This is a genomic window from Pseudomonas sp. GLN_2, assembly GCF_043106005.1.
Taxonomy (GTDB): Bacteria; Pseudomonadota; Gammaproteobacteria; order Pseudomonadales; family Pseudomonadaceae; genus Aquipseudomonas; species Aquipseudomonas alloputida.
The window spans coordinates 12,065-33,689 of the sequence record NZ_JBICMC010000052.1 but is presented as its reverse complement, the minus strand read 5'-3'; the positions used below and the strand labels follow the sequence as shown (position 1 = coordinate 33,689).

Here is a 21,625-nt window from a genome sequence, read left to right as displayed (position 1 = left end):
TTGTGGGAGCAACTGTCTTGCTCAATTTCTAAAAGCGGGCGCGATCCCTGTGGGAGCGGCCTTGTGTCGCGATAGGGCCGCAACGCGGCCCCGGCAATACAGGGATAAAAGCTGAAATTCGGGGGCCGCCTTGCGGCCCTATCGCGACACAAGGCCGTCCCCACAAAAAGCTGTTCCGTGCACCTGGCCCACTATTTGCTGAAGCCTCCTCACCAGGGCTATCAACGTCGACAGCCCGCAAAACCTCACGACAAAGGCGCCGTGTTGCCCCGCTTGCATCAGCATGCCGGGGCAGCCGGCGCCTTTTTGCGTTTTCCACAGGAGCCCGCCCATGGCCAACAGCGAAGTACGCAGCGTCTGCCCCTACTGCGGCGTGGGCTGCGGCATCGTCATGAGCGTTGCCGATGGCAAGGTCGGCAAGATCAGCGGCGACAAGCTGCACCCGAGCAACTTTGGCCGCCTATGCACCAAAGGCCTCACCGCACACCTGCCACTGAGTGCCAGCGGGCGCATGGCCGACGCCTATGTGCGCCAGCAACGCAGTCAGCCGCCAGTGCGCACCAGCATGGACCAGGCCATCGCTGCCACCGCCGAGCGTCTGCGCAGCATCATCGACCAGCACGGCCCGGATGGCGTGGCGCTGTACGTGTCCGGGCAAATGTCGCTGGAGGCCCAGTACCTGGCCAACAAGTTGGCCAAGGGCTTTATCCGTACGCGCCACATCGAGTCCAACTCGCGCCTGTGCATGGCCAGCGCCAGCAGTGGCTACAAGCTGTCGCTTGGCGCCGATGGCCCACCTGGCAGTTACCAGGACTTCGAGCACGCCGACGTATTTCTGGTGATCGGCGCCAACATGGCCGACTGCCACCCGATCCTGTTCCTGCGCCTGCTTGATCGGGTCAAGGCCGGTGCGAAGTTGATCGTCGTCGACCCACGGCGCAGCGCCACGGCCGACAAGGCCGACTTGTTCCTGCAGGTGCGCCCCGGTAGCGACATGGCCTTGCTCAACGGCCTTTTGCACCTGCTGCATCGCAATGGCCGCACCCACCCCGACTTCATCGCCCGCCACACCGAAGGCTGGGACGAACTGCCGGCCTTCCTCGACGATTACCCCCCCGAGCGCGTCGCCGCCATCACCGGGCTGGCCGAGGCCGATATCATCAAGGCCGCCGAATGGATCGGCAGCGCCAACAACTGGATGAGCTGCTGGACCATGGGCTTGAACCAGAGCATTCACGGCACCTGGCACAGCAACGCCATCTGTAACCTGCATTTGGCCACGGGTGCCATCTGCCGCCCCGGTAGCGGCCCGTTCTCGCTGACCGGCCAGCCCAATGCCATGGGCGGCCGCGACATGGGCTACATGGGCCCCGGCTTGCCAGGCCAGCGCTCAGCGTTGGTGGACGACGACCGCGCGTTCGTCGAACGACAGTGGCAACTGCCACCCGGCAGCCTGCGCAGCGAGGGCGGCGAGGGTACGGTGGCGCTGTTCGGGCAGATGAAAGCCGGTGAAGTGAAAGCCTGCTGGGTCATCTGCAGCAACCCGGTGGCCAGTGTCGCCAACCGCCAGCAAGTGATCGACGGCCTGCGCAAGGCCGAACTGGTCATTACCCAGGACGCCTTCCTCGACACCGAAACCAACCGTTACGCCGACATCCTGCTGCCGGCCGCGCTGTGGGCCGAAGGCGAGGGTGTGATGATCAACAGCGAGCGCAACCTGACCCTGATGCCACGCGCTGTCGAGCCCCCCGGGCAAAGCTTGCCGGACTGGCAGATCATTGCCCGCGTGGCGTGTGCCATGGGCTATGCCGACGCCTTCGACTACCCCAATGCCGAAGCGGTGTATGAGGAAATACGCCGCTTCCACAACCCCTCAACCGGTTATGATCTGCGCGGTATCGGCTATGCCGAATTGCGGACACAGCCGCGCCAGTGGCCTTGTGCACCGGGCAGCGAGCAGCATCGTAGCCCGCTGCGCTACCTCAACGACGGCAGCAGCCAGGCGCTCCTGCTCGATGCCCGGGGTAGGCGGCCGGCACTGGCCTTTCCCACCGCCAGCGGCAAGGCGCGCTTCTTTGCGCGGCCCTGGTTGCCGGCAGCGGAAGTGCCGGACGATGACTACCCCATGGTGCTTAACACTGGCCGTGTGCAGCACCAATGGCACACGTTGACCAAGACCGGCAAGGTGCCGGCACTGAACAAGCTGGAGCCCGGCCCCTACGTCGAGATTCACCCCGAGGATGCCGCCCGGCTGGGTGTCGCTGAAAAGGACCAGGTAGCCGTTCGCTCGCGCCGGGGGCACGCCGTGTTGCCGGCGCGCATCAGTGACCGGGTCATGCCGGGCAACTGCTTTGCGCCGTTTCACTGGAATGACCTGATCGGCGAGCAATTGGCGATCAATGCCGCGACCTGCGATGCGGTCGACCCGCTGTCGCTACAGCCTGCCTTCAAACACTGCGCCGTAGCCCTGGAGCGGGTCGCAGGCGAGCGCATCGACGCCCTTGATCTGAACACTGCCACTGTAGAGCCTGTCCGCATGCCGACCGCCACCCTGTCCCGTCTGCTTGGTCTGCACACCCTGCCGGTTCCGGTGCTGGCCGAAGAAGAGCGTCATTACCTGCAAGGTTTTCTGCTGGGCCTGGACCAGGCCCGCGCCGAGGGCGTACCCCGCCTGCCGGCCAGTGCGCCGCTGGCTGCCAGCCGTCGTTTGTTTGTCGACGGTTTGCTGGCCGGGCTGTTCGCCCAGCCTGCAACTGCGCCCATCGCGGCACAGGCCGCGCCATGGCATCAGGTGCTGTGGGCCTCGCAGACCGGCAATGGTGAGCAACTGGCCGAACGCTGTGCCGCGCGCCTGCGCGATGCTGGTCTGAACGTGCAACTCAGCTGCCTGGAGGCGGTCAGCCCAAGCCAGCTGCAGGGGGTTGCCAGTGTGGTGTTGATCGCCAGCACCTTTGGCGATGGCGACGCGCCCGACAGCGGCGCGGCATTCTGGCAGGCCTTGCAGGGCGAGGAGGGCGCCCACTGCGCCGGGCTACCCTATGCCGTACTGGCCTTGGGCGACTCCAGTTACGACCAGTTCTGCGGTTTTGGCCGCAAGCTCGACCAGCGCCTGGCCGAGCTGGGAGGGCAGCGCCTGCTGCAACGGGTGGACTGCGAGCCAGACTTCGACGAAGCCTTTGCCAGTTGGCTCGAAGCGTTATTACCTGTACTGGGCACTGCCGCGGCGCCACCTCCGGCGAGTGAACCTGCACCCGTATCGGCCTTCAGCAAGCAGCAACCCTGGATGGCCACCGTACTGGAAAACCGCCTGCTCAATGGCCCCGGCGCCAGCAAGGAAACCCGCCAGCTGGTCTTCGACCTGAGCGGCAGCGGCTTCAGTTACGCTGCCGGCGATGCCCTGGGCGTATGGCCGCGCAACTGCCCGGCCCTGGTAGAAGAGCTGCTGACGCTGATGCAGCTCGATGGCCAGGCGATGGTCGAGCTTAAAGGTCATTGCGCCATGCCATTGGCCGAAGCCCTGCAAGCACATCTGGAAATTGCCAAGGTCACTGCGCAACAACTGCAGGCATTTGCCAGCAATGCGCCTGACCTGCAGCGGTTGCTGCAGCCTGAATGCAAGGCCGAGCTGCAAGATTGGCTGTGGGGCCGGCAGCTGGTCGATGTGCTGCGCGCCTTCCCCCAGCAGTTGTCGCTGGCCAGCTGGCTGGAACTGCTCAAGCCATTGCAACCGCGGCTCTATTCGATCAGCTCCAGCCCACTGGCGCACCCAGGCCAGGTGCATCTGACGGTGTCGACGGTGCGTTATGGCGAACGTAAAGGCGTGTGCTCAAGCTTCCTTGCCGACCGTGCGCAGGTACAGAAAGTGGCGATCTTCCCGCAGGTGTCGAAGCACTTCCGCTTGCCCGAGGACGACAGCGTGCCGGTGATCATGGTGGGCCCTGGTACTGGCATTGCACCGTTCCGTGCGTTCCTCGAGGAGCGAGAGGCACGGGGGGCAAAAGGTGACAACTGGCTGTTCTTCGGTGAGCAGTACGCAGCGACCGACTTCTATTACCAGGAGCAGTTGCAGGCCTGGCAGGCGGCGGGGCACCTGCGGCTGGACACGGCGTTCTCGCGGGACCAGGCCGAGAAGATCTATGTGCAGCAGCGCATGCTTGAGCAGGGTGCGCTGTTGTGGCAGTGGCTGGAGGCGGGGGCGTATTTTTATGTGTGTGGCGATGCGCAGCGTATGGCCAGGGATGTGGATGCGGCGTTGCGGGTAATCGTCGCCGAGCATGGCCGGATGGATGCGGCGGCGGCGGCGGCTTATGTCGAAGGCTTGAGCAAGGCCAGGCGTTATCGGCGCGATGTGTACTGAAGTGCTCCAAGATGGGGTGTTGTGCACCTTGAATGGGCATTGGCTGGGCGGGCCCAGCGCAAGTGTAGGAGCGGGTTTACCCGCGAAGAGGCCGACACAGGCAACCCAGGCAACTCACGCAACCTAGGCAACCCGATTGGCACGCTCCCTGCTTAACCTTGGATACAACAAAGCCCACTGATCAACGGCGATCAACCGGGCCCCCTACCGTGATGAATACAGGCAAAGGCGCCTGGAGCTTCGGCTCCAGGCGCTTTTTTTTTGATCGAGGATCGGCTTATGAAGGCAACAGCGAGCAGCGGGCAACGAGAGCGACTGGTCATCGTCGGCAACGGCATGGTCGGCCACCATTGCGTCGAACAACTGGTCAGTCGCGGCGCCCTGCAGCGCTTCGAGGTGCGGGTATTCGGCGAAGAGCGCCAACGCGCGTATGATCGCGTGCACCTGTCCGAATACTTCGGCGGCAGCTGTGCCGAAACCCTGGCCCTGTGTGAGCACGATTTCTACGACGCCAATGGCGTGCACCTGCACCTGGGTGAGGCCGTGCTGGAGATCGACCGTGAGCGCCGCGAAGTCGTCACTGCCGAAGGTCGCTATGGCTACGACCAACTGGTGCTGGCCACCGGCTCCTATCCCTTCGTACCGCCGATCGAAGGCTCCAGCGGCAATGCCCGCCTGGTCTATCGCACCCTGGACGACCTCGATGGCATTCGTGCTGCTGCAGCCGGTGCCCGCCGAGGGGTGGTGGTCGGCGGTGGCCTGCTTGGCCTGGAAGCGGCCAACGCCCTCAAGTCGCTGGGGCTGGAAGCCCACGTGGTGGAATTCGCCCCACGGCTGATGCCGGTACAGCTGGACGGCGAGGGCGGTGCCGCGTTGAAGGCGCAGATCGAAGCGCTGGGTGTGGGGGTGCACCTGTCGCGCGCCACCCAGTCGGTCAGTGCCGGTGAAACCTACCGCTACCGCATGAACTTCGACGGCGGTGAGCACCTGGAAACCGACCTGATCGTGTTCTCCGCCGGTATCCGCCCACAGGATGCACTGGGCCGGGGTTGCGGCCTGGACATCGCCGCGCGCGGTGGCGTGGTCATCGATAACCACTGCCGCAGCAGCGACCCACGCATCTTCGCCATCGGCGAGTGCGCCTCGTGGAACGGCAGCGTGTTCGGCCTGGTCGCCCCGGGCTACAGCATGGCGCGCAACCTGGCTGGGCTGCTGATGGGCGAGGCGGCGGTGGCGTTCACCGGCGCCGACATGTCGACCAAGCTCAAGCTGCTGGGGGTGGATGTCGGTTCGATCGGCGACGCCCACGGTGCCACGCCCGGCGCGCGCAGCTATCGCTTCATCGATGAAGCCAACAGCGCTTACCGCCGTTTGGTGGTGGATGCCAGCGGCAAGCACGTGCTCGGCGCGGTGCTGGTCGGTGACAACAGCTATTACGACACCCTGTTGCAGTACGCCCAGAACGGCATCGCCCTGCCGGCCGACCCGGCAGCGCTGATCCTGCCGCAAGGCGGTGGTGCGCCGGCCTTGGGCGCCGATGCGCTGCCCGACAGCGCGACCATCTGCTCCTGCCACAACGTCAGCAAGGGGGCGGTGTGCGCCGCGATCGACAGTGGCTGTAGCGACTTGGCTGCGGTCAAGGGCTGCACCAAGGCCGCGACCGGCTGCGGCGGTTGCGCGGCCCTGCTCAAGCAAGTCTTCGAGCACGAACTGACGGCCCGCGGCGTGGCGGTGGACAAGAGCCTGTGCGAGCACTTTGCCTACACCCGGCAGGAGCTGTACGGGTTGGTGCGGGTGGAGGGTATCCGCACCTTCAGTGAACTGCTCGAGCGCCATGGCAAGGGCGATCTGGGGTGTGACATCTGCAAGCCGGCGGTGGGCAACATTCTCGCCTCGTGCTGGAACCAGCCGATCATGGACCCGGCACTGGTACCGCTGCAGGACACCAACGACACCTTCATGGCCAACATGCAGAAAAACGGCACCTATTCGGTGGTACCGCGCATTCCCGGTGGTGAAATAACCCCCGACAAGCTCATCGTCATCGGCCAGGTGGCCAAGAAATACGACCTGTACACCAAGATCACCGGTGGCCAGCGCATCGACCTGTTCGGCGCCCAGTTGCACGAGCTGCCGCTGATCTGGGGCGAACTGATCGAGGCCGGTTTCGAAACCGGCCACGCCTACGGCAAGTCGACACGCACGGTGAAGTCGTGCGTGGGCAGTACCTGGTGCCGTTACGGCGTGCAGGACAGTGTCGCCATGGCCCTGCGCCTGGAAGACCGCTACAAGGGCCTGCGCAGCCCGCACAAGCTCAAGTTTGCGGTATCGGGTTGCACCCGTGAATGCGCCGAGGCGCAGAGCAAGGACATCGGCGTTATCGCCACCGACAAGGGCTGGAACCTGTACGTGTGCGGCAACGGCGGCATGCGCCCGCGGCATGCCGAGCTGTTCGCCACCGACCTGGACGACGAAACCCTGGTACGCCTGATCGACCGCGTGCTGATGTTCTACATCCGCACGGCCGACAAGCTGCAGCGTACCTCGGTGTGGCGTGAAAACCTGGAAGGCGGGCTGGACTACCTGAAGCAGGTGATCATCGACGACAGCCTGGGCCTGGCCAACGAGCTGGAAGCGCAGATGCAGCATGTGGTCGACCAGTATGAATGCGAATGGGCCAATGCCCTCAACGACCCGGAGAAGCTCAAGCGCTTCCGCACCTTCGTCAACGACCGACGCGCTGACCCGGACGTGCACTTCGTGCGCGAACGCGAACAACGCCGGCCCGCTGCACCGCTGCACCTGATCCCAACTGTCGAGGAGGCTGTCTGATGAACCTGGCCAATGCTGCTGTGAACACGCAAGAAAACTGGCAGCCGGTGTGCCAGGCACAAGACCTGGTGGCCGACTCCGGCGTCGTGGTTTGGTTCGATGGGGCCCAGGTGGCGTTGTTCTACCTGCCGGGGCAGGCCCAGCCGCTGTATGCAGTGGACAACCGCGACCCACGCTCCGGCGCCAACATCATCGGCCGCGGGCTGGTGGGCAGTGTGCAAGGTGAGCTGGTGGTGGCAGCGCCGTTGTACAAGCAGCACTTCAGCCTGCTGAGTGGGGAGTGTCTGGAGGATGCCGGGCAGAGGTTGCGGGTGTGGCCGGTGCGGTTGAAGGGGGAGGCGGTGGAGCTGGCGGTGGCCTGATACCCCTTTGCTGCCTGTGCCGGCCTCTTCGCGGGCAAGCCCGCGCCTACGGAATCTGCACCGCCTTCAAATACGGCGCAGCACCCGTGGGTACGGGCCTTCCCGCGAAGAGGCCAGCACAAGCCGACTAGATAACCAACCCCTGCGGCGTGCGCCCGGCAAACACATCCACCAGGCTGGCTACCACCATCTCGCCCATGCGCGTGCGTGTCTGTACCGTGGCACTGGCTCGATGCGGTTGCAGGACTACATCTTCGCGCTCGAACAACGCCTCGGGCGCTCGCGGTTCATCGGCAAACACATCCAGCGCCGCGCCAGCGATCTCGCCGGCCTGCAATGCCGCGACCAACGCGGGTTCATCCACCAGCTTGCCGCGTGCGATATTGATCAGATACCCCTCGGCGCCCAACGCCCGCAGCACGTCGCGATTGATCAGCGCCTCGCCCTTGTCAGCCGCCGCTGCGAGGATCAGCGCATCGCTGTCCTTGGCCAACTGCAGCAGATCTGCCTCGAACCCGTAGGGCACATCCAGCGCCTGGAGATCGGTGTAGCGGATCGGGCAACCGAAGGCTGCCGCCCGCTGCGCTACCGCCCGACCGACCCGGCCCATGCCGACGATGCCCACGCGCATGCCCGACACCTGCCGGGCCAGTGGCAGCGGTGCCAGCGGCGTGCTGCTGGTGGCCCAACGGCCGGCGCGAACGAAGCGGTCACCGGTGCAGATCCCCCGGCACAAGCCGATCAGCAGGCCGATGGCAAGATCGGCGACGTCCTCGGTGAGCGCACCGATGGTCGCCGTCACCTGGATGCCGCGATCGCGGGCATAGGCCAGGTCTACCGCGTCGGTGCCGACGCCATTGACGGCGATCACTTCGAGGTTGGGCAGGCGCGCCATCAGCGCCTGGCTGATGCCGGTGTGGCCGCCGGTAATCACGCCCCGAATGTTGTTTGCATACTGGCTGACGTAGGCATCCTTGTCGGCCTGTTCGTAGTAACGGTGTACGGTGAACAGCTGTTCCAGGCGCTCACGTATCTGCGGGATCAGGATAGGGCTCAGTTGCAGGATTTCTGGTTTCATCGGTCACTCCATCATAAACAGGGATCAGCCACGGCCAACGAACGGCATGTTGCTGGCCATCACGGTCATGTTCAGTACGTTGGCGTCGAGCGGCAGCGCTGCGATGTAGCGCACCGCATCGGCCACATGGCGCACGTCGAGCATCGGCTCGGCGGCGATCTCGCCATTGGCCTGGCGCACACCCCGGGTCATGCGCTCGGACAACTCGGTCAGGGCGTTGCCGATGTCCAACTGGCTGCACACGATGTGGTAAGGCCGACCATCCAGCGCCAGCGCCTTGGTCAGGCCCAGCACCGCATGCTTGCTGGCGGTGTAAGGTGCGGTGAACGGGCGTGGGGTGTGTGCCGAGATCGAGCCGTTGTTGATGATCCGCCCGCCTTGCGGCTGCTGGCGGCGCATCAGGCCGAAGGCGGCGCGAGCGCACAGGAATACACCATCGACGTTGGTGGCGATGACGTTGCGCCAGTTCTCCAACGGCAGCTCGTCGACGGGTACAGCGGGGGCGTTGATGCCGGCATTGTTGAACATTACGTCGAGGCGGCCATGCACCTCCTCGATGGTGGCGAACAAGTGCGCGACGCTTTGCTCATCGCGCACGTCAGTGGGAACGGCCAAGGCCTCACCACCCGCGGCTTGCGCTTGCTCGACGACGGCTTGTAGCGGTTCGGCGCGGCGCCCGGCGAGGACCAGGCTGAAGTTGTCCTCGAGCAGGGCGAGGGCGACGGCACGGCCGATGCCACTGCCAGCACCGGTGACCAGCGCGACTTTCTTGTTTTGGCTCATCGATAGGCTCCAACAGGTTCAGGCAGCGTTGACGGTATGCCCGGCAGGGCGAGGACCGACGTGCAGGTGCAGTTCGCCGATACCGTCGATCCCGGCGTGTATCGTGTCGCCCGGGTTCAGCGGTGCCACACCGGGCGGGCTGCCGGTCATGATCAGGTCGCCCGGGCGCAGCGGCAGTTGGCGAGACAGTCTGCTGATCACTTCGGCCAATGCCCAGGTCTGCTGGCTGAGGTGTGCACGTTGGCGTTCTTGGCCATTGACCTGCAGCCATAGCGACGTATCCAGCGGCCAGTCGCATTCGCTGGCGGGGACGATGGCGGTCATCGGCGCCGAAGCCTCGAACACCTTGGCGCCTTCCCACGGCAGGCCCTCGGCCTTGGCCTTGCGCTGGTGATCGCGACGGGTCATGTCTAGGCCGGCGGCAAAGCCGAACACATGCTCCAGGGCATGCTCGCGGGCGATGTTGGCGCCGCCTTTGGCGATGGCCGCGACCAGCTCGATTTCGTGGCAGAACTCGTCGGTCTGCGGCGGGAAGGGCAGTTCGCCCAGCGCCTCGACCACGTTGCTTGCCGGTTTCATGAAAAATACAGGCTCCTGCGGCGCCGCGCCGTAGGATTCCGGCCACGGGTAGTTGCGGCCGAGGCAGAACACCCGGCCGACCGGGAAGCGTACATCGCTGCCGCGGATCGGCAGGCTGACGATGGCCGGCGGGTTGAACAGGTAGGTCATGGGGTGGATCCTCCGTACTGGAGTGGTCAGCGTATCCAGCGGCTGGCCGGCAAAGTTGGACGAAAGCGGGGTTGGGTTGGACTATCCAAGGCACCTGTACCGGCCCTTTCGCGGCTTAAGCCGCTCCTACAGGGATAGCGTCAAACCCAGGGGCAATACCGTCCCCCCATAGGAGCGGCTTTAGCCGCGAAGAGGCCGGTACTGTCAATACACTCCCAGGCTCAGCCCGCAGTCTTCAGCTCGATGCGATACAGCTTCCCAAGCAGCAGCGAGTAAGACAGTGTGCCCATCAACGCCACACCACCGATGAACCAGAACGCCATGGCGAACGAGCCACTGGCGTGTACGATGGCGCCGATCACGATCGGTGTGACGATGCCGCCGATGTTCGCCGCCAGGCTGGTAATGCCGCCGGTCAGGCCGATCAGTTCCTTTGGCGCCACTTCCGAGACGGCAGCCCACGACGACGAGGCGATGCCCTGGGCGAAGAACGCCAGAGTCAAGACGGCGATGCACAGCACATTGGAGTCGGTGAAGTTCACCAGCACGATCGACATCCCCAGCATCGAGCCCACCACCAGCGGCAGCTTGCGGGCAAACGAGAGCGAGTAGCCCTTGCGGATCAGCAGGTCGGAGACGATGCCCGCCAGGAGGATGCCGACCGTGGCACCAATGAACGGCATGACCGCGAAGATGCCGACCTTGATCAGCGTCAGCTGGCGTTCTTCGATCAGGTAGGTGGGGAACCAGGTAAGGAAGAAGTACAGTGCCGAGGTGCTGGCGAACTTGCCCAGGCAGATCGCCCAGACCTGGCGATAGCGGAACAGTTCGGCAACCTGGCGCCAGTCGAAGCGGGTACGTTGCTGGCTGCTCTTCACCAGGCCACCGCCGTTCTCGATATAGGCCAGTTCCTCCTTGCTGACCTTCTTGCAGTTCAGCGGGTCGCGGTACAGCACCAGCCACACGACGCCGAACAGGATGCCCACCAGGCCGGTGCTGTAGAACACGTGGCGCCAGTCATAGGTGGTCGCCAGCCACAGGAGCGCGCCGGTAAACAGCGCGGTGCCCAGGTACTGGCCGCATACGTAGATGCTGCTGGCCATGCCGCGCTCGCGGGCGGGGAACCACACCGTGACCGCACGGCTGTTGGCCGGGAAAGCCGGGGCCTCCATGGCGCCGACCGCCAGGCGCAGGCCGAACAGTGAGGCGAAGCCGCTGGCCAGGCCCTGGGCCACGGTGACCGCCGACCAGCTGATCAGCGACACACCATAGGTCAGGCGCGAGCCGAAGCGGTCGGCAATGAAGCCAGCCGGTACCAGGGCCAACGCGTAGGTCCAGGCGAAGGCGGAGAAAATCAGGCCCATCTCGACCTTGTCCAGGCCCAGGTCTTTGGCCATGAACGGCGCTGCGATGGAAATGTTCACCCGGTCGACGTAGTTGATGATGGTCGCCACCAGCAGCAGCGACAGCATGAACCAGCGGCGGCGGGTAGGCAGGCGCTGGGCAGGGGCCGCGTCCAGCGTGTACGACGACGCGGCGCGGGGGGTAGGCGTGCTCGACATGAGTCGACCTCGTTTGTTGTTGTTGGTAGAGGTTGGGCTGCAGTCCCTTTTCTACAGTGGTCGTACGACGCATTGAATGCAACGGTGGTTTTAGACCGTTTTTTTTGCTCGAGGCGGGGGATGGCTGTGCTGTCCAAGAAAATCCGAAGGTGGGGTTTTGCACGTATTTTCAGCTGTATGTCGCATTCTCAGCGGGTTGTGGGCGTTTAGGGTTGCGCGACTTTTTGCAGACAGGTTTAATTTGATGACTTTAGACATCGTACAACTTATTGCGCCTGCTCTGGTCTCTTCGCGCTTGCCCGTGAAGGGGCCAGACAGCGCCATCCTTGAAGACTGGAGCCAACCCAATGCCCCCCAAGCGTGAGGTTCCGACCTACGTCATGCAGCAGCGCAGCGAGCTGATGGATTTCTACATCCGCGACCAGCGCGGGCGCCCCGCCGAGACCGCGCCGCATCGTCATGAGTACTTCCAGATCCAGGTCAATCTCGGCGGCGACACGGTGCAACACATCGGCAGCGTGCAACGCCCATTCAGACGCAACACCCTGGCCTTCATCCTGCCGCACCGGGTGCATGTAATACCGCATCCGGCAGACAGCGACTTCGTGGTGATCAATTTCTCCCAGACGTTCCTGCTGCCTCACCTGGCCTGCGACCCGATGGACCTGGAAGAAGTGTCGATCCTGCAGGCGCCGGAGCTGTCACCGTTCCGCTTTCAGGAGCATCTCGACTTTTGCCTGGGTGAAGCCGACTTTGCCCAGGCGCGGCAAATCCTCGATCGCTTGCGTGAACTGGATGCCAACCGCCGCTTCGGCACCCGCGAAATGCTCAAGGGCCTGTTGCTGCAGCTGATCGGCCAGGTCTGCGGCCTGTACGCCGAGCCGCTGCGCGAACTGGCCGACAGCAACGCGGCCCAGCTCAGCCGCCGTGCCGCGCTGGGCCGCATGAGCGACTACCTGCGCCGGCATATCGACGACCCCGACCTGAACCTGCAGAAAGTCGCCGCCGCCACCTACCTGTCGCCGACCTACCTGACCCACTGGCTGCGCAAGGAAATTGGCAAGACCTTCAGCGAGCTGGTGCTGGAGCGGCGCATGCACGCCGCACGCAACTACCTGCTCAACGGCAGCCGCCCGGTGGGCGAGGTGGCGCGGCTCTGTGGCTTTGCGGACGAGGCCTACTTCTCTCGACGTTTCCGCCAGATCCACGGTCTGCCACCTGGCCAGTTCCGCCGCCAGCAACGCGACCCGGATACGCCGCAGGCGGCAATGCTTTAAGCCTGCCCGCTTCTGCCGTGGCGTACTACTGGACCGGTTTCACAGAGAGGGCGAGCAGGCAGGGGAGTCGGTAGCCCTGCTGTACGTCTTCCCCGCTCACCACCATGCGCTGGTTCTCGGTATCGACTACTATCGAATTCTCGGCGGTATAGAAACCATCCTCCGGCGAAAACGCGCCAAACTGACCGTAGCCGTGGGGGGAGACGAAGCGAGTGTCGAGTTGGCCGTCTGATTGGTAGCGCACTGCCAGGTTGAAGTAAAAGAAACCACCGTACCCGATTAGCCCCCCCTCGGTTTCTTCAATATGGGACCACCCGCCGTCGATGCCGAAACGCACTACCTGCCCCTGGTTGAACTCGCGGGCAGGCTCGCCAGCATAGTCCAGCCGGTAGAGGGTCGGTTGGCTGCGATCGTCGTCGATCGAGTAGTGCTGGCCGTACAACGTGATGCGTTGGCTACTGTCTTCTACTGTGAAGCCGCTATTGATGATCCCTTCGTCTGACCAGTGGTGGCCCGCCTCGCCGAATTTGTCATCGAGACGCCCCGTCAGCGAGAGACCACTGGTTACTGAATACCAGCTCGAATCACATTTTATGTAAGTACAGATCACGATGCGCTGCACCCCGGCGGTTGGGGAGATGACGGCAATGCCTTCAAGGCTGTGCAGTGAGCCTTCGGGAATCAGATTGCTCAACGCGAGCAGCCCATTTTCCCCGAATTGGGGGTCCCTTCTACCATTGCTGTCCAGGGCGACAACCACCGCTTTGAAATCCCCTGCTTCGTATCGAGCCGCGGTCGCCACCAACCCTTCTTGGTGGCAGGCCACTTTGTCCAGCACAAGATCTGCACCGAACAAGGCACGGGTGTCGATATAGCCCTTTCCTTGACCAAAGCCCAGATCGGGTTCGCCTTTTGCAATCAGCTTCCATAAATGAGTGGTACTTTCCCCAAAAAGCTCTACGGTCACCAGCAGATTGCCTGCCATGTCCTCCACTACTCCGGTGGCGTTCCGGTAGCGATCCGTGGTCAGCGTGTTGAAATTGACCATGCCGCTACCATTGAACGTGGTGTCAAGCTTTCCATGTACGTCCAGGCAGGCAATGAAAACACTGTGTAGCCCATCGGGATCGGTTTGATGCCCAGTCACATAGAACCGGGCCGGACGCACTTTGCTCCTCAGCACGCTGGTCGTCGACCCCATGTTGCCGCGGCCGCTTTGGGTGAAGTGGCCATGGCCTTTGTCGCCATAACTGAGATCGATGGGGGCCACTGGTAGCTGCTGAAGAGCCTTGGGGGTGAGGTGGCCATGGCCTTTGTGGCCATAACTGAGATCGATGGGGGCCACGGGTAGCTGCTGAAGAGCCTGGGGAGAGGGCGGCACTGGTTGGGTAGAAGGGAAGTGCTTCTTGGTTTGAATCATGGCGTTGAGCTCCATTCACAATAAAACCGCTGAACGCCTATTGAGCGATGCTTGGCCAGGATCGGCTACTGGCAGAAGTGACAGGTGCGTCAACGGCCTGGACATGCATGCATAGGTGTGAGCATGGGGCGGCAGACCTGGATACGCCGCAGGTAGCGATGCGGTAAGCTTGCTGCCATGAACCTCGACACCCGCATCAAATACCGCCACCTGCTGTGCTTCCTGGAGATTGCCCGGCAGGGCAGCCTGGCCAGGGCGGCCGATATCCTGTCGATCAGCCAGCCGGCGATTTCCAAGACCCTCAAGGAGCTTGAGGACCTGCTCGAGGCGCGCCTGTTCGAGCGCAGCCGCCAGGGTGTCGAGCTGACCCCGGCCGGCACCCGCTTCATGCGCTACGCCGGGCCCAGTGTGCAGGCGCTGCGCGATGGCGTCAGCAGCCTGCGCGGTGAAGCGCGGGCGCCGTCGCAGGTGCGCATCGGCGTGCTGTCCACGGTCGAAGGCCTGCTCATGCCCGAGGTACTGTGCCGCCTGCATCAGCGCCATGAAGCGCTGGTGATCAGCGTGGTCACCGGGGTCAGCGCGCAGTTGCTTGGCCAACTTCACCTGGGGGAGCTGGAACTGGTGGTCGGGCGCATGACCGACAGCCCACAGATCCAGGGGTTGTCGTTCGAGCACCTGTACAGCGAGTCGATGAGCCTGGTGGTGCGCCCGGGTCACCCGCTGCTGGCCAGCACGCCCGTGGAGCGGGGGCAGGTGGGGCGTTACCCGTTGGTGCTGCCACCCGCTGGCACCACCATCCGCCAGCACGCCGACAGCCTGTTCGTGCAATGCGGCATCCAGATGCCGGCCCAGCGCCTGGAAACCCTGTCGCTGGCCCTGAGCCGGCGCTACCTGCTGGGCAGCGATGGCCTGTGGGTGGCGCCGCGTGATGCCGTGCTGCTCGACCTGCGCCGTGGCGAACTGGTCGAGCTTGATTTGGGTGTGCGCGAGCCGGGCGGGTCGGTGGGGATCTGCCGCAATGCCGCCTTGCCGTTAAGTTTGCCGGGCCAGTGGGTGGGAGAGGTGCTGCGGGAGGTGGCGGGGGAATATCGAGAGGGTCGGTATCCTTGAGTTTTCGGGGGGGCCTGGCCTGATGTTTCCGACCTCAGAACCCGCAGAAATAAAAAGCCACCAAAGCCCGGCAAACCCGGCACAAAGGGTCAATACTGGCCAATGGCTGTAAAGCTTCGATGAAGAAGCTTTTAACGACTGAACTTCCTTACGAAAACCCGCTCCTATGCCGGTAGCCATTGGTCATGGCCGCCTGATAAGCTCGCGGCTTTACCCTGATTGCCCTCATGGCGCATGAACAAGGAAATAGCATGAAACAGCATCGTTTGGCGGCTGCGGTTGCCCTGGTAGGCCTGGTACTGGCTGGCTGCGATCAACAAGCCAGCAGCCCCGAGCTGAAGACTCCGGCGCAGAAAGCCTCCTACGGTATCGGCCTGAACATGGGCAAGAGCCTGGCTCAGGAAGGCATGGAAGACCTTGATTCGAAAGCAGTCGCCCTCGGCATCGAAGACGCCGTTAGCAAGAAAGAACAACGCATCAAGGACGAAGAGCTGGTAGAGGCCTTCACCGCATTGCAGAAACGCGCCGAGGAGCGCCTGGCCAAGGCCAGCGAAGAAGCCGCTTCCGCCGGCAAGAAATTCCTCGAAGAAAACGCCAAGAAGCCAGGCGTGGTCACCACGGCCTCGGGCCTGCAGTACGAAGTGGTCAAGAAGGCCGACGGCCCGCAGCCCAAACCGACTGACGTGGTCACTGTCCACTACGAAGGCAAGCTGATCGATGGCAAGGTATTCGACAGCTCCGTCGAGCGTGGCAGCCCGATCGACCTGCCGGTCAGCGGTGTGATCCCAGGTTGGGTCGAAGGTTTGCAACTGATGCACGTCGGCGAAAAGTACAAGTTGTTCATCCCGGCTGAACTGGCCTATGGCGCACAAAGCCCTAGCCCGCTGATCCCGGCCAACTCGGTGCTGGTGTTCGACCTGGAACTGATCGCCATCAAGGATCCGGCCCAGTTGCAAGGTGCCGAGCCGCAGGCCGACGCCCCTGAAGAAGCACCTGCCAAGTAACATTGGCTGGTTGTCGGAAACGCCCCACATTGTTGGGGCGTTTTCGTTTGTGCCGATTGGACGAACCTGCAACAGCTGATACTGTCCGAGGAAATGCAGCGTGAAGAAGTAGGATGTTTCTGACGCAAATCGTTTGCGGCTCAGGTAGTCATGGCGTGAAACGACTGTGTAAAAAACGCCCGATCTGACCGGGCCCCTTGCCTGGCAGGCACCTGGGGTCGGAAACGTCGCCCTGTTCACAAGGTTATCCACAATAAATGTGGATAACCTTTTCCTCTCGGAGGCTCTATGAGCGCACCCTGGAATTTTGCCCGTTTCCTGCCGTTGGCCGAGCGCCTGCTCAGCCGCGGTCGTTTGCCGGCCCTGCTGTTCGCGGTGGCGCGCAAAGGCCCGCGCCTCGGCCAACTGCGTGAAGACGTGAAGCTGCTGCAGTCGCTGTGCCTGGCCTGGTGGAGGGGGGAGTACCGCGCCATCAGCCCCAAGGCACTGGTCACTGTCGTGGCAGGCCTGCTGTATTTCGTCAGCCCCATCGATGCCATCCCGGACTGGTTGCTGGGGGTCGGTTTCCTCGATGACATCGCGGTGCTGGGCTGGGTGCTGAAAACCGTGGCCGACGAGTTGGCGCGCTTCAAGGCCTGGCGCGATAGCCAGGCGCCTGAACGGCTGCGCGTGGTCGAGCGCCTGCCGGCTACCCCGGAAGCGCTGCGGCTGGAGCGCAACAGGTAATGAAACCGGCCTGAATCTCACCTCAACTGCACAGACCTCGGAGTTGGTAATATAATTGGCATAAGGGTTATGCCTACGGATTACATGCTGTAATCCTTTTTAAAGGGGTTTGTAATGGGTATTCAGGTCATCAGCCGGGACGGTCAACCCGAGTACGCCGTCGTTCCCTGGGAGCAATACCAGGCGTTGCTCAGCGCTGCAGGGCAGGCACCAGCCGAGGCGGTTTCCAGTGAGGCGCAGGGCGTTGCTGCCAGTGCCCCTCTGCCAGCCTTCAGCGAAGTCGCCCAGATTCGCCAGGCCAAGGGCATTGCCCCGGAGCAACTGGCGCGCAATGTCGGGGTGAGCCCGGCGTATCTGGCCATGATCGAATCGGGTGAACGCCAGCCAGATGCTGCCATCCGCCGCGCCCTGGCCTGGCATCTGGGGGTGGCTGGCTGGAGCGACCCATCATGAGCCAGGTCAGGATCAGCCGTCAGCACTGGGATAACCTGCTGGGCGAGCTTGACCTGGCCCGTCGTCAACGTCATTTGCTGACTTACCGAGCGCTGATCGAGCGCTTGCAGCTACCCAGCCCGGCCATGCAGACGCTGACTGCCGCGCTGGAATACCTGGCGGTGCTGGATGCCCGTGCCGAACAGCCATTGCGCAGTTCGCTGGTGATCAGCCAAGGCGCCAGCCGTTTGCCGCGTACTGGCTTCTTTGAGTGTGTCGAGCGCCTGGGGCGGTTTACCGGGCCGGTCGATGGCATGGAGGCCGCCTCGTGGCATGCTTCTGAGGTGGTTCGGGTGTTCGAGTACAGCTATCCCGAAACGGCCTGAAGCGTTGCCCGTTCCAGCCTGTTCGCTACAGGTGGTGACCCTGAGCGAAAGGGCAGGGCCTGCTGGCCGATTTCCACCCGTCGTTCACCGTTGCCGCCGCTACCGTATTCGCGGGTAAACCCGCTCCTACACGCCTGATCGAGGGTGGACACATGTCTGTGGTTGGGCACAGGCCGCCGTGTAGGAGCGGGTTTACCCGCGAAAGGGCCGGGCCTGCTGGCCATTTACCACCCGCCGTTCACCGTTGTCGCCGCTACCGTATTCGCGGGTAAACCCGCTCCTACGCCGGATCGGTGATTGGGCACAGGCCCCCGTAGGAGCGGGTTCACCCGCGAATAGGCCGGCACAGGCAGCGCATCCCTGTGAATCAACCCGCACCCCCTGCCATCGACATCCACCACTTCCAATGCTTCCAGGTGCTGGTATCGGCCAAACAGCTCCAGCAGCTGCCCGATCGTGGCATTCAGGCGCACTGTCGGTTGTTCAGCCAGTGGCACCTGCGTCAGTGCTGGTAAAAGCCCACTGTCGCGCACCCCCATCTCCTGTGGCCGCCCTAGCAAATAGCCCTGCACCAGGTCCACACCCATCTCCACCAGCACCGCCAGCTCTTCCGCCAGCTCGATGCCCTCGGCAATCACCTGTGCCTTCGATGCCCGAGCAATCTGCAAGATAGAGCCAACAAACTCGCGCTTGAGCGGGTCACGGTGGATGCCGTCGATGAAGTGCCGGTCGATCTTCACGTATTCGGGGCGCAGCTCCGACCACAGGCGCAGGCCGGAATAGCCCGCGCCCAGGTCGTCGATGGCAATCGAGAAGCCCATGTCGCGATAGTGGTGCACGGCATTGGACAGCAGCTGGAAGTCGTCGGTGGGCGTGTGCTCGGTCAACTCGATCACCACCCGGCTGGGCGGCAGGCCAACCTGTTCGAGCAGTTTCAGGGTCAGGCCGGAAGGGTAGTGCGGCTCCAGCAGCGATTCGGGTGAGATGTTGAGAAACAGTTTGCCCTGCAGTTGCTGCTCGCTGAAGCGTCGGCAGGCGCTTTCTCGGCAAGCGGCTTCCAGCTCGGTCAGGCGGCCGGCCTGGCGGGCGATGGTGAACAGGTTGAGTGGCGCATGCAGCGGGCTGTTGGACGGGCCACGGCTCAGCGCCTCATGGCCGAACACACTATGTTCGCTCAGGCACATGATGGGCTGGAACAGACTGTGAATACTGCGCTGAGCCAGGATGGCACTCAAGGCACTGAGCTGTTCGGCAACGGTCATGATGGATTCCTGAAAAATAAGGGCCGGGCATCTGCATGCCCGGCCCTCATATTTCACGACAGCACGATGACTGTTTGATGACAGGTCACATTATTCTGCCATCATTGCTGAGGCGCCTTACTTCTTGGCCACCTTGGTGCTGGCGCTGAGGTAGTCGATCAGGATGCGACCGGTTTCCGCGAGGTAAGCGTCGTCTTCCGGCTTGGTATTTTCATCCTCGACCGGCAGAGCGTCTTCGTCCTCTTTCTTCAGTTCCTTCAGCGGTTCTTCACCCTTGGCCTTGCGGCGGGTGTTTTCCAGCGCCAGTTGCTTGGCCTCGACGCTGTCGTGGCGTGCGCGGCGTTCCTGCTCGTTGAGGCTGACGGTTTTCTCGTTCATCAGCTTCTGGGTCAGGGCCAGGCGGTCGCGGATGTAGGTGAACTCGGCATCCTTGTCGCTGCGCGCCTCATGTTGCGCCTTGAGCTGGGCCAGGAACGGCCTGAACGGATCGGCCGCAGGCTTGACCACCGGGCGGATGGTGTCCCACGGCATGGCCTCTGGCAGGGCGCTCTCGCCGATTTCCTTGGTGTCGATGATCGAGGGGTAGTCGATGTCCGGCAGCACCCCCTGATGTTGCGTACTCTGCCCGGAAACCCGGTAGAACTTGGCCAGGGTCAGCTTCAGCTCGCCATGGTTGAGCGGCTGGATGGTCTGCACGGTGCCTTTGCCGAAGGTCTGGCCACCGATGATCAGCGCGCGGTGGTAGTCCTGCATGGCACCGGCGAAGATCTCCGATGCCGAGGCCGACAGGCGGTTGACCAGCAGTGCCAGCGGGCCCTTGTAGAAGGCCCCCGGGTTTTCGTCTTCCAGCACGTCGACGCGGCCGTCGCTGTTGCGCACCAGCACGGTCGGGCCCTTTTCGATGAACAGGCTGGTCAGCTCGGTGGCTTCCTGCAGCGAGCCGCCGCCGTTGTTGCGCAGGTCGATGACCACGCCGTCGACTTTCTCTTTCTGCAGTTCGGTGAGCAGCTTCTTCACGTCACGCGTGGTGCTCTTGTACTCGGGGTCGCCAGCGCGGTAGGCCTTGAAGTCCAGGTAGAAGGCCGGGATCTCGATGATGCCCAGCTTGTAGTCACGCCCGTCCTGCTTGAGCTTGAGCACCGACTTCTTCGCCGCCTGTTCTTCAAGCTTCACCGCTTCACGGGTGATCGACACGATCTTGCTGGTCTGGTCGCTAGGCGCATTGCTGGCCGGGATGATTTCCAGGCGCACCACCGAGCCTTTCGGGCCGCGGATCAGCTTGACCACTTCGTCCAGGCGCCAGCCCACCACGTCGACCATTTCCTTGTTGCCCTGGGCCACGCCGATGATCTTGTCAGCCGGGGCCACCTGCTTGGTCTTGGCTGCCGGGCCTGCTGGCACCAGGCGCACGATCTTGACCTGGTCGTTGTCGCTTTGCAGCACTGCACCAATGCCTTCGAGCGACAGGCTCATGTTGATGTCGAAGTTTTCGGCGTTGTCCGGCGACAGGTAGTTGGTGTGTGGGTCGTAGGACTGGGCGAAGGTGTTGATGTAGGCCTGGAAGATGTCCTCGGCACGGGTTTGGTCCAGGCGCGCGAGCTGGTTCTTGTAGCGCTTGATCAGGGTTTCCTGGATCTGCTTGGGTTCCTTGCCGGCGATCTTCTGGCGCAGCACTTCGTCTTTCACGCGTTTGCGCCACAAGTCGTCGAGCTCGGCCTGGTTCTTCATCCACGGCGCATCCTTGCGGTCGATCAGCAAGGTTTCCTTGGTGGTGAAGTCAATCTTGTCCACGCCCTTGTTCAGTTCAGCCAGGGCGAAGTCCAGGCGTTGCTTGACGCGGTCGAGGTAGCGCTTGTAGATGGTGAAGCCCGGGTCCAGGTTGCCACTCTTGAGGAAATCGTCGAATTGCGTTTTCCATTTATCGAATTCGGCAATGTCGGCAGCGGTGAAGTAGCTGCGCGCCGGGTCCAGCAGCTTGATGTAGCTGTCGTAGATAATGACCGAACGGGCATCGTCCAGGGGTGGCTTGCTGTAGTGGTGGCGCTTGAGCAATTCCACCACGTTGAGGCTGGCGACGATCTCGTCGCGGTCCGGCTGCAGGCTGTCCCACTTGTTGGCGGCCGCCGCATTGCCGCCGAGCGTGAGGCTGCCCAGGCCGATCATCACAGCCAGTGCGGTGCTTGGAAGGAAATGCTTCATGCTGATTCGACGTGGAGGCAATTGATCACGCATAGTAGGCCGTCTTTTCCGTTGCCGGTTCCATGGAGCCGGGCAAATACTGCAAAAGGCCTGAGGTAAGCGACCT

16 protein-coding genes are annotated in these 21,625 nt (G+C 63.2%); 9 read left to right on the top strand and 7 right to left on the bottom strand.

Annotated features, from left to right (window positions below):
• Nucleotides 1–331 precede the first annotated feature (331 nt).
• The 3 genes from ACF8Q6_RS13430 to nirD all read left to right on the top strand — a co-directional run bounded on the left by ACF8Q6_RS13430 (nt 332) and on the right by nirD (nt 7,551).
• On the top strand, nt 332–4,357 hold the full coding sequence (locus ACF8Q6_RS13430; RefSeq protein WP_392491207.1) for a molybdopterin-dependent oxidoreductase: 4,026 nt from the start codon (nt 332–334) through the stop codon (nt 4,355–4,357).
• Between the two features lie 279 nt (nt 4,358–4,636).
• Nucleotides 4,637–7,189 (top strand): nitrite reductase large subunit NirB, encoded by a 2,553-nt coding sequence (gene nirB, locus ACF8Q6_RS13425; protein ID WP_392491206.1) that lies wholly within the window; start codon nt 4,637–4,639, stop codon nt 7,187–7,189.
• Nucleotides 7,189–7,551, top strand: a complete 363-nt coding sequence (nirD, locus tag ACF8Q6_RS13420; RefSeq protein ID WP_392491205.1) for a nitrite reductase small subunit NirD — start codon at nt 7,189–7,191, stop codon at nt 7,549–7,551. Before nirB ends, nirD begins: the two co-directional genes overlap by 1 nt.
• A gap of 127 nt (nt 7,552–7,678) precedes the next feature.
• Here nirD and ACF8Q6_RS13415 read toward each other — a convergent pair whose 3' ends face one another.
• The 4 genes from ACF8Q6_RS13415 to ACF8Q6_RS13400 form a co-directional block, all read right to left on the bottom strand.
• Nucleotides 7,679–8,629 carry a 2-hydroxyacid dehydrogenase gene (locus tag ACF8Q6_RS13415; protein WP_392491204.1) on the bottom strand — a complete coding sequence of 317 codons (951 nt, stop codon included), beginning with the start codon at nt 8,627–8,629 and terminating at the stop codon, nt 7,679–7,681.
• Between the two features lie 24 nt (nt 8,630–8,653).
• A complete protein-coding gene (locus tag ACF8Q6_RS13410; RefSeq protein WP_392491203.1) occupies nt 8,654–9,412 on the bottom strand; it encodes an SDR family oxidoreductase in 759 nt (252 codons plus the stop codon).
• 18 nt (nt 9,413–9,430) lie between these two features.
• Nucleotides 9,431–10,141: a fumarylacetoacetate hydrolase family protein gene (locus ACF8Q6_RS13405; protein WP_392491202.1), complete on the bottom strand. Its 711-nt coding sequence runs from the start codon at nt 10,139–10,141 to the stop codon at nt 9,431–9,433.
• Between the two features lie 221 nt (nt 10,142–10,362).
• Nucleotides 10,363–11,703 (bottom strand): MFS transporter, encoded by a 1,341-nt coding sequence (locus ACF8Q6_RS13400; RefSeq protein ID WP_392491201.1) that lies wholly within the window; start codon nt 11,701–11,703, stop codon nt 10,363–10,365.
• Nucleotides 11,704–12,050: 347 nt separating this feature from the next.
• Between ACF8Q6_RS13400 and ACF8Q6_RS13395 the strand changes: the two genes are divergently transcribed.
• Nucleotides 12,051–12,980 (top strand): AraC family transcriptional regulator, encoded by a 930-nt coding sequence (locus tag ACF8Q6_RS13395; protein ID WP_143494856.1) that lies wholly within the window; start codon nt 12,051–12,053, stop codon nt 12,978–12,980.
• Nucleotides 12,981–13,005: 25 nt separating this feature from the next.
• Here the strand turns inward: ACF8Q6_RS13395 and ACF8Q6_RS13390 are convergent, their stop codons facing one another.
• Nucleotides 13,006–14,400, bottom strand: coding sequence for a hypothetical protein (locus tag ACF8Q6_RS13390; RefSeq protein ID WP_392491200.1), 1,395 nt, complete (start codon nt 14,398–14,400; stop codon nt 13,006–13,008).
• 177 nt (nt 14,401–14,577) lie between these two features.
• Here ACF8Q6_RS13390 and pcaQ point away from each other — a divergent pair, with 177 nt between their 5' ends.
• The 5 genes from pcaQ to ACF8Q6_RS13365 all read left to right on the top strand — a co-directional run bounded on the left by pcaQ (nt 14,578) and on the right by ACF8Q6_RS13365 (nt 18,058).
• On the top strand, nt 14,578–15,510 hold the full coding sequence (gene pcaQ, locus ACF8Q6_RS13385) for a pca operon transcription factor PcaQ (protein WP_010952764.1): 933 nt from the start codon (nt 14,578–14,580) through the stop codon (nt 15,508–15,510).
• A 251-nt stretch (nt 15,511–15,761) separates the two neighbouring features.
• Nucleotides 15,762–16,514, top strand: a complete 753-nt coding sequence (locus ACF8Q6_RS13380; protein ID WP_012053420.1) for an FKBP-type peptidyl-prolyl cis-trans isomerase — start codon at nt 15,762–15,764, stop codon at nt 16,512–16,514.
• Between the two features lie 288 nt (nt 16,515–16,802).
• The gene (locus tag ACF8Q6_RS13375) at nt 16,803–17,240 is read left to right on the top strand and encodes a YkvA family protein (RefSeq protein WP_003252536.1); all 438 of its coding nucleotides are present in this window, start codon (nt 16,803–16,805) and stop codon (nt 17,238–17,240) included.
• Between the two features lie 114 nt (nt 17,241–17,354).
• Nucleotides 17,355–17,693: a multiprotein-bridging factor 1 family protein gene (locus ACF8Q6_RS13370; RefSeq protein WP_392491199.1), complete on the top strand. Its 339-nt coding sequence runs from the start codon at nt 17,355–17,357 to the stop codon at nt 17,691–17,693.
• Nucleotides 17,690–18,058: a hypothetical protein gene (locus ACF8Q6_RS13365; RefSeq protein WP_003252539.1), complete on the top strand. Its 369-nt coding sequence runs from the start codon at nt 17,690–17,692 to the stop codon at nt 18,056–18,058. Before ACF8Q6_RS13370 ends, ACF8Q6_RS13365 begins: the two co-directional genes overlap by 4 nt.
• Nucleotides 18,059–18,282: 224 nt before the next feature.
• Here ACF8Q6_RS13365 and ACF8Q6_RS13360 read toward each other — a convergent pair whose 3' ends face one another.
• Nucleotides 18,283–19,320, bottom strand: a complete 1,038-nt coding sequence (locus ACF8Q6_RS13360; protein WP_392498930.1) for an EAL domain-containing protein — start codon at nt 19,318–19,320, stop codon at nt 18,283–18,285.
• 117 nt (nt 19,321–19,437) lie between these two features.
• A complete protein-coding gene (locus ACF8Q6_RS13355; protein ID WP_162996144.1) occupies nt 19,438–21,519 on the bottom strand; it encodes a carboxy terminal-processing peptidase in 2,082 nt (693 codons plus the stop codon).
• Nucleotides 21,520–21,625: the final 106 nt, after the last annotated feature.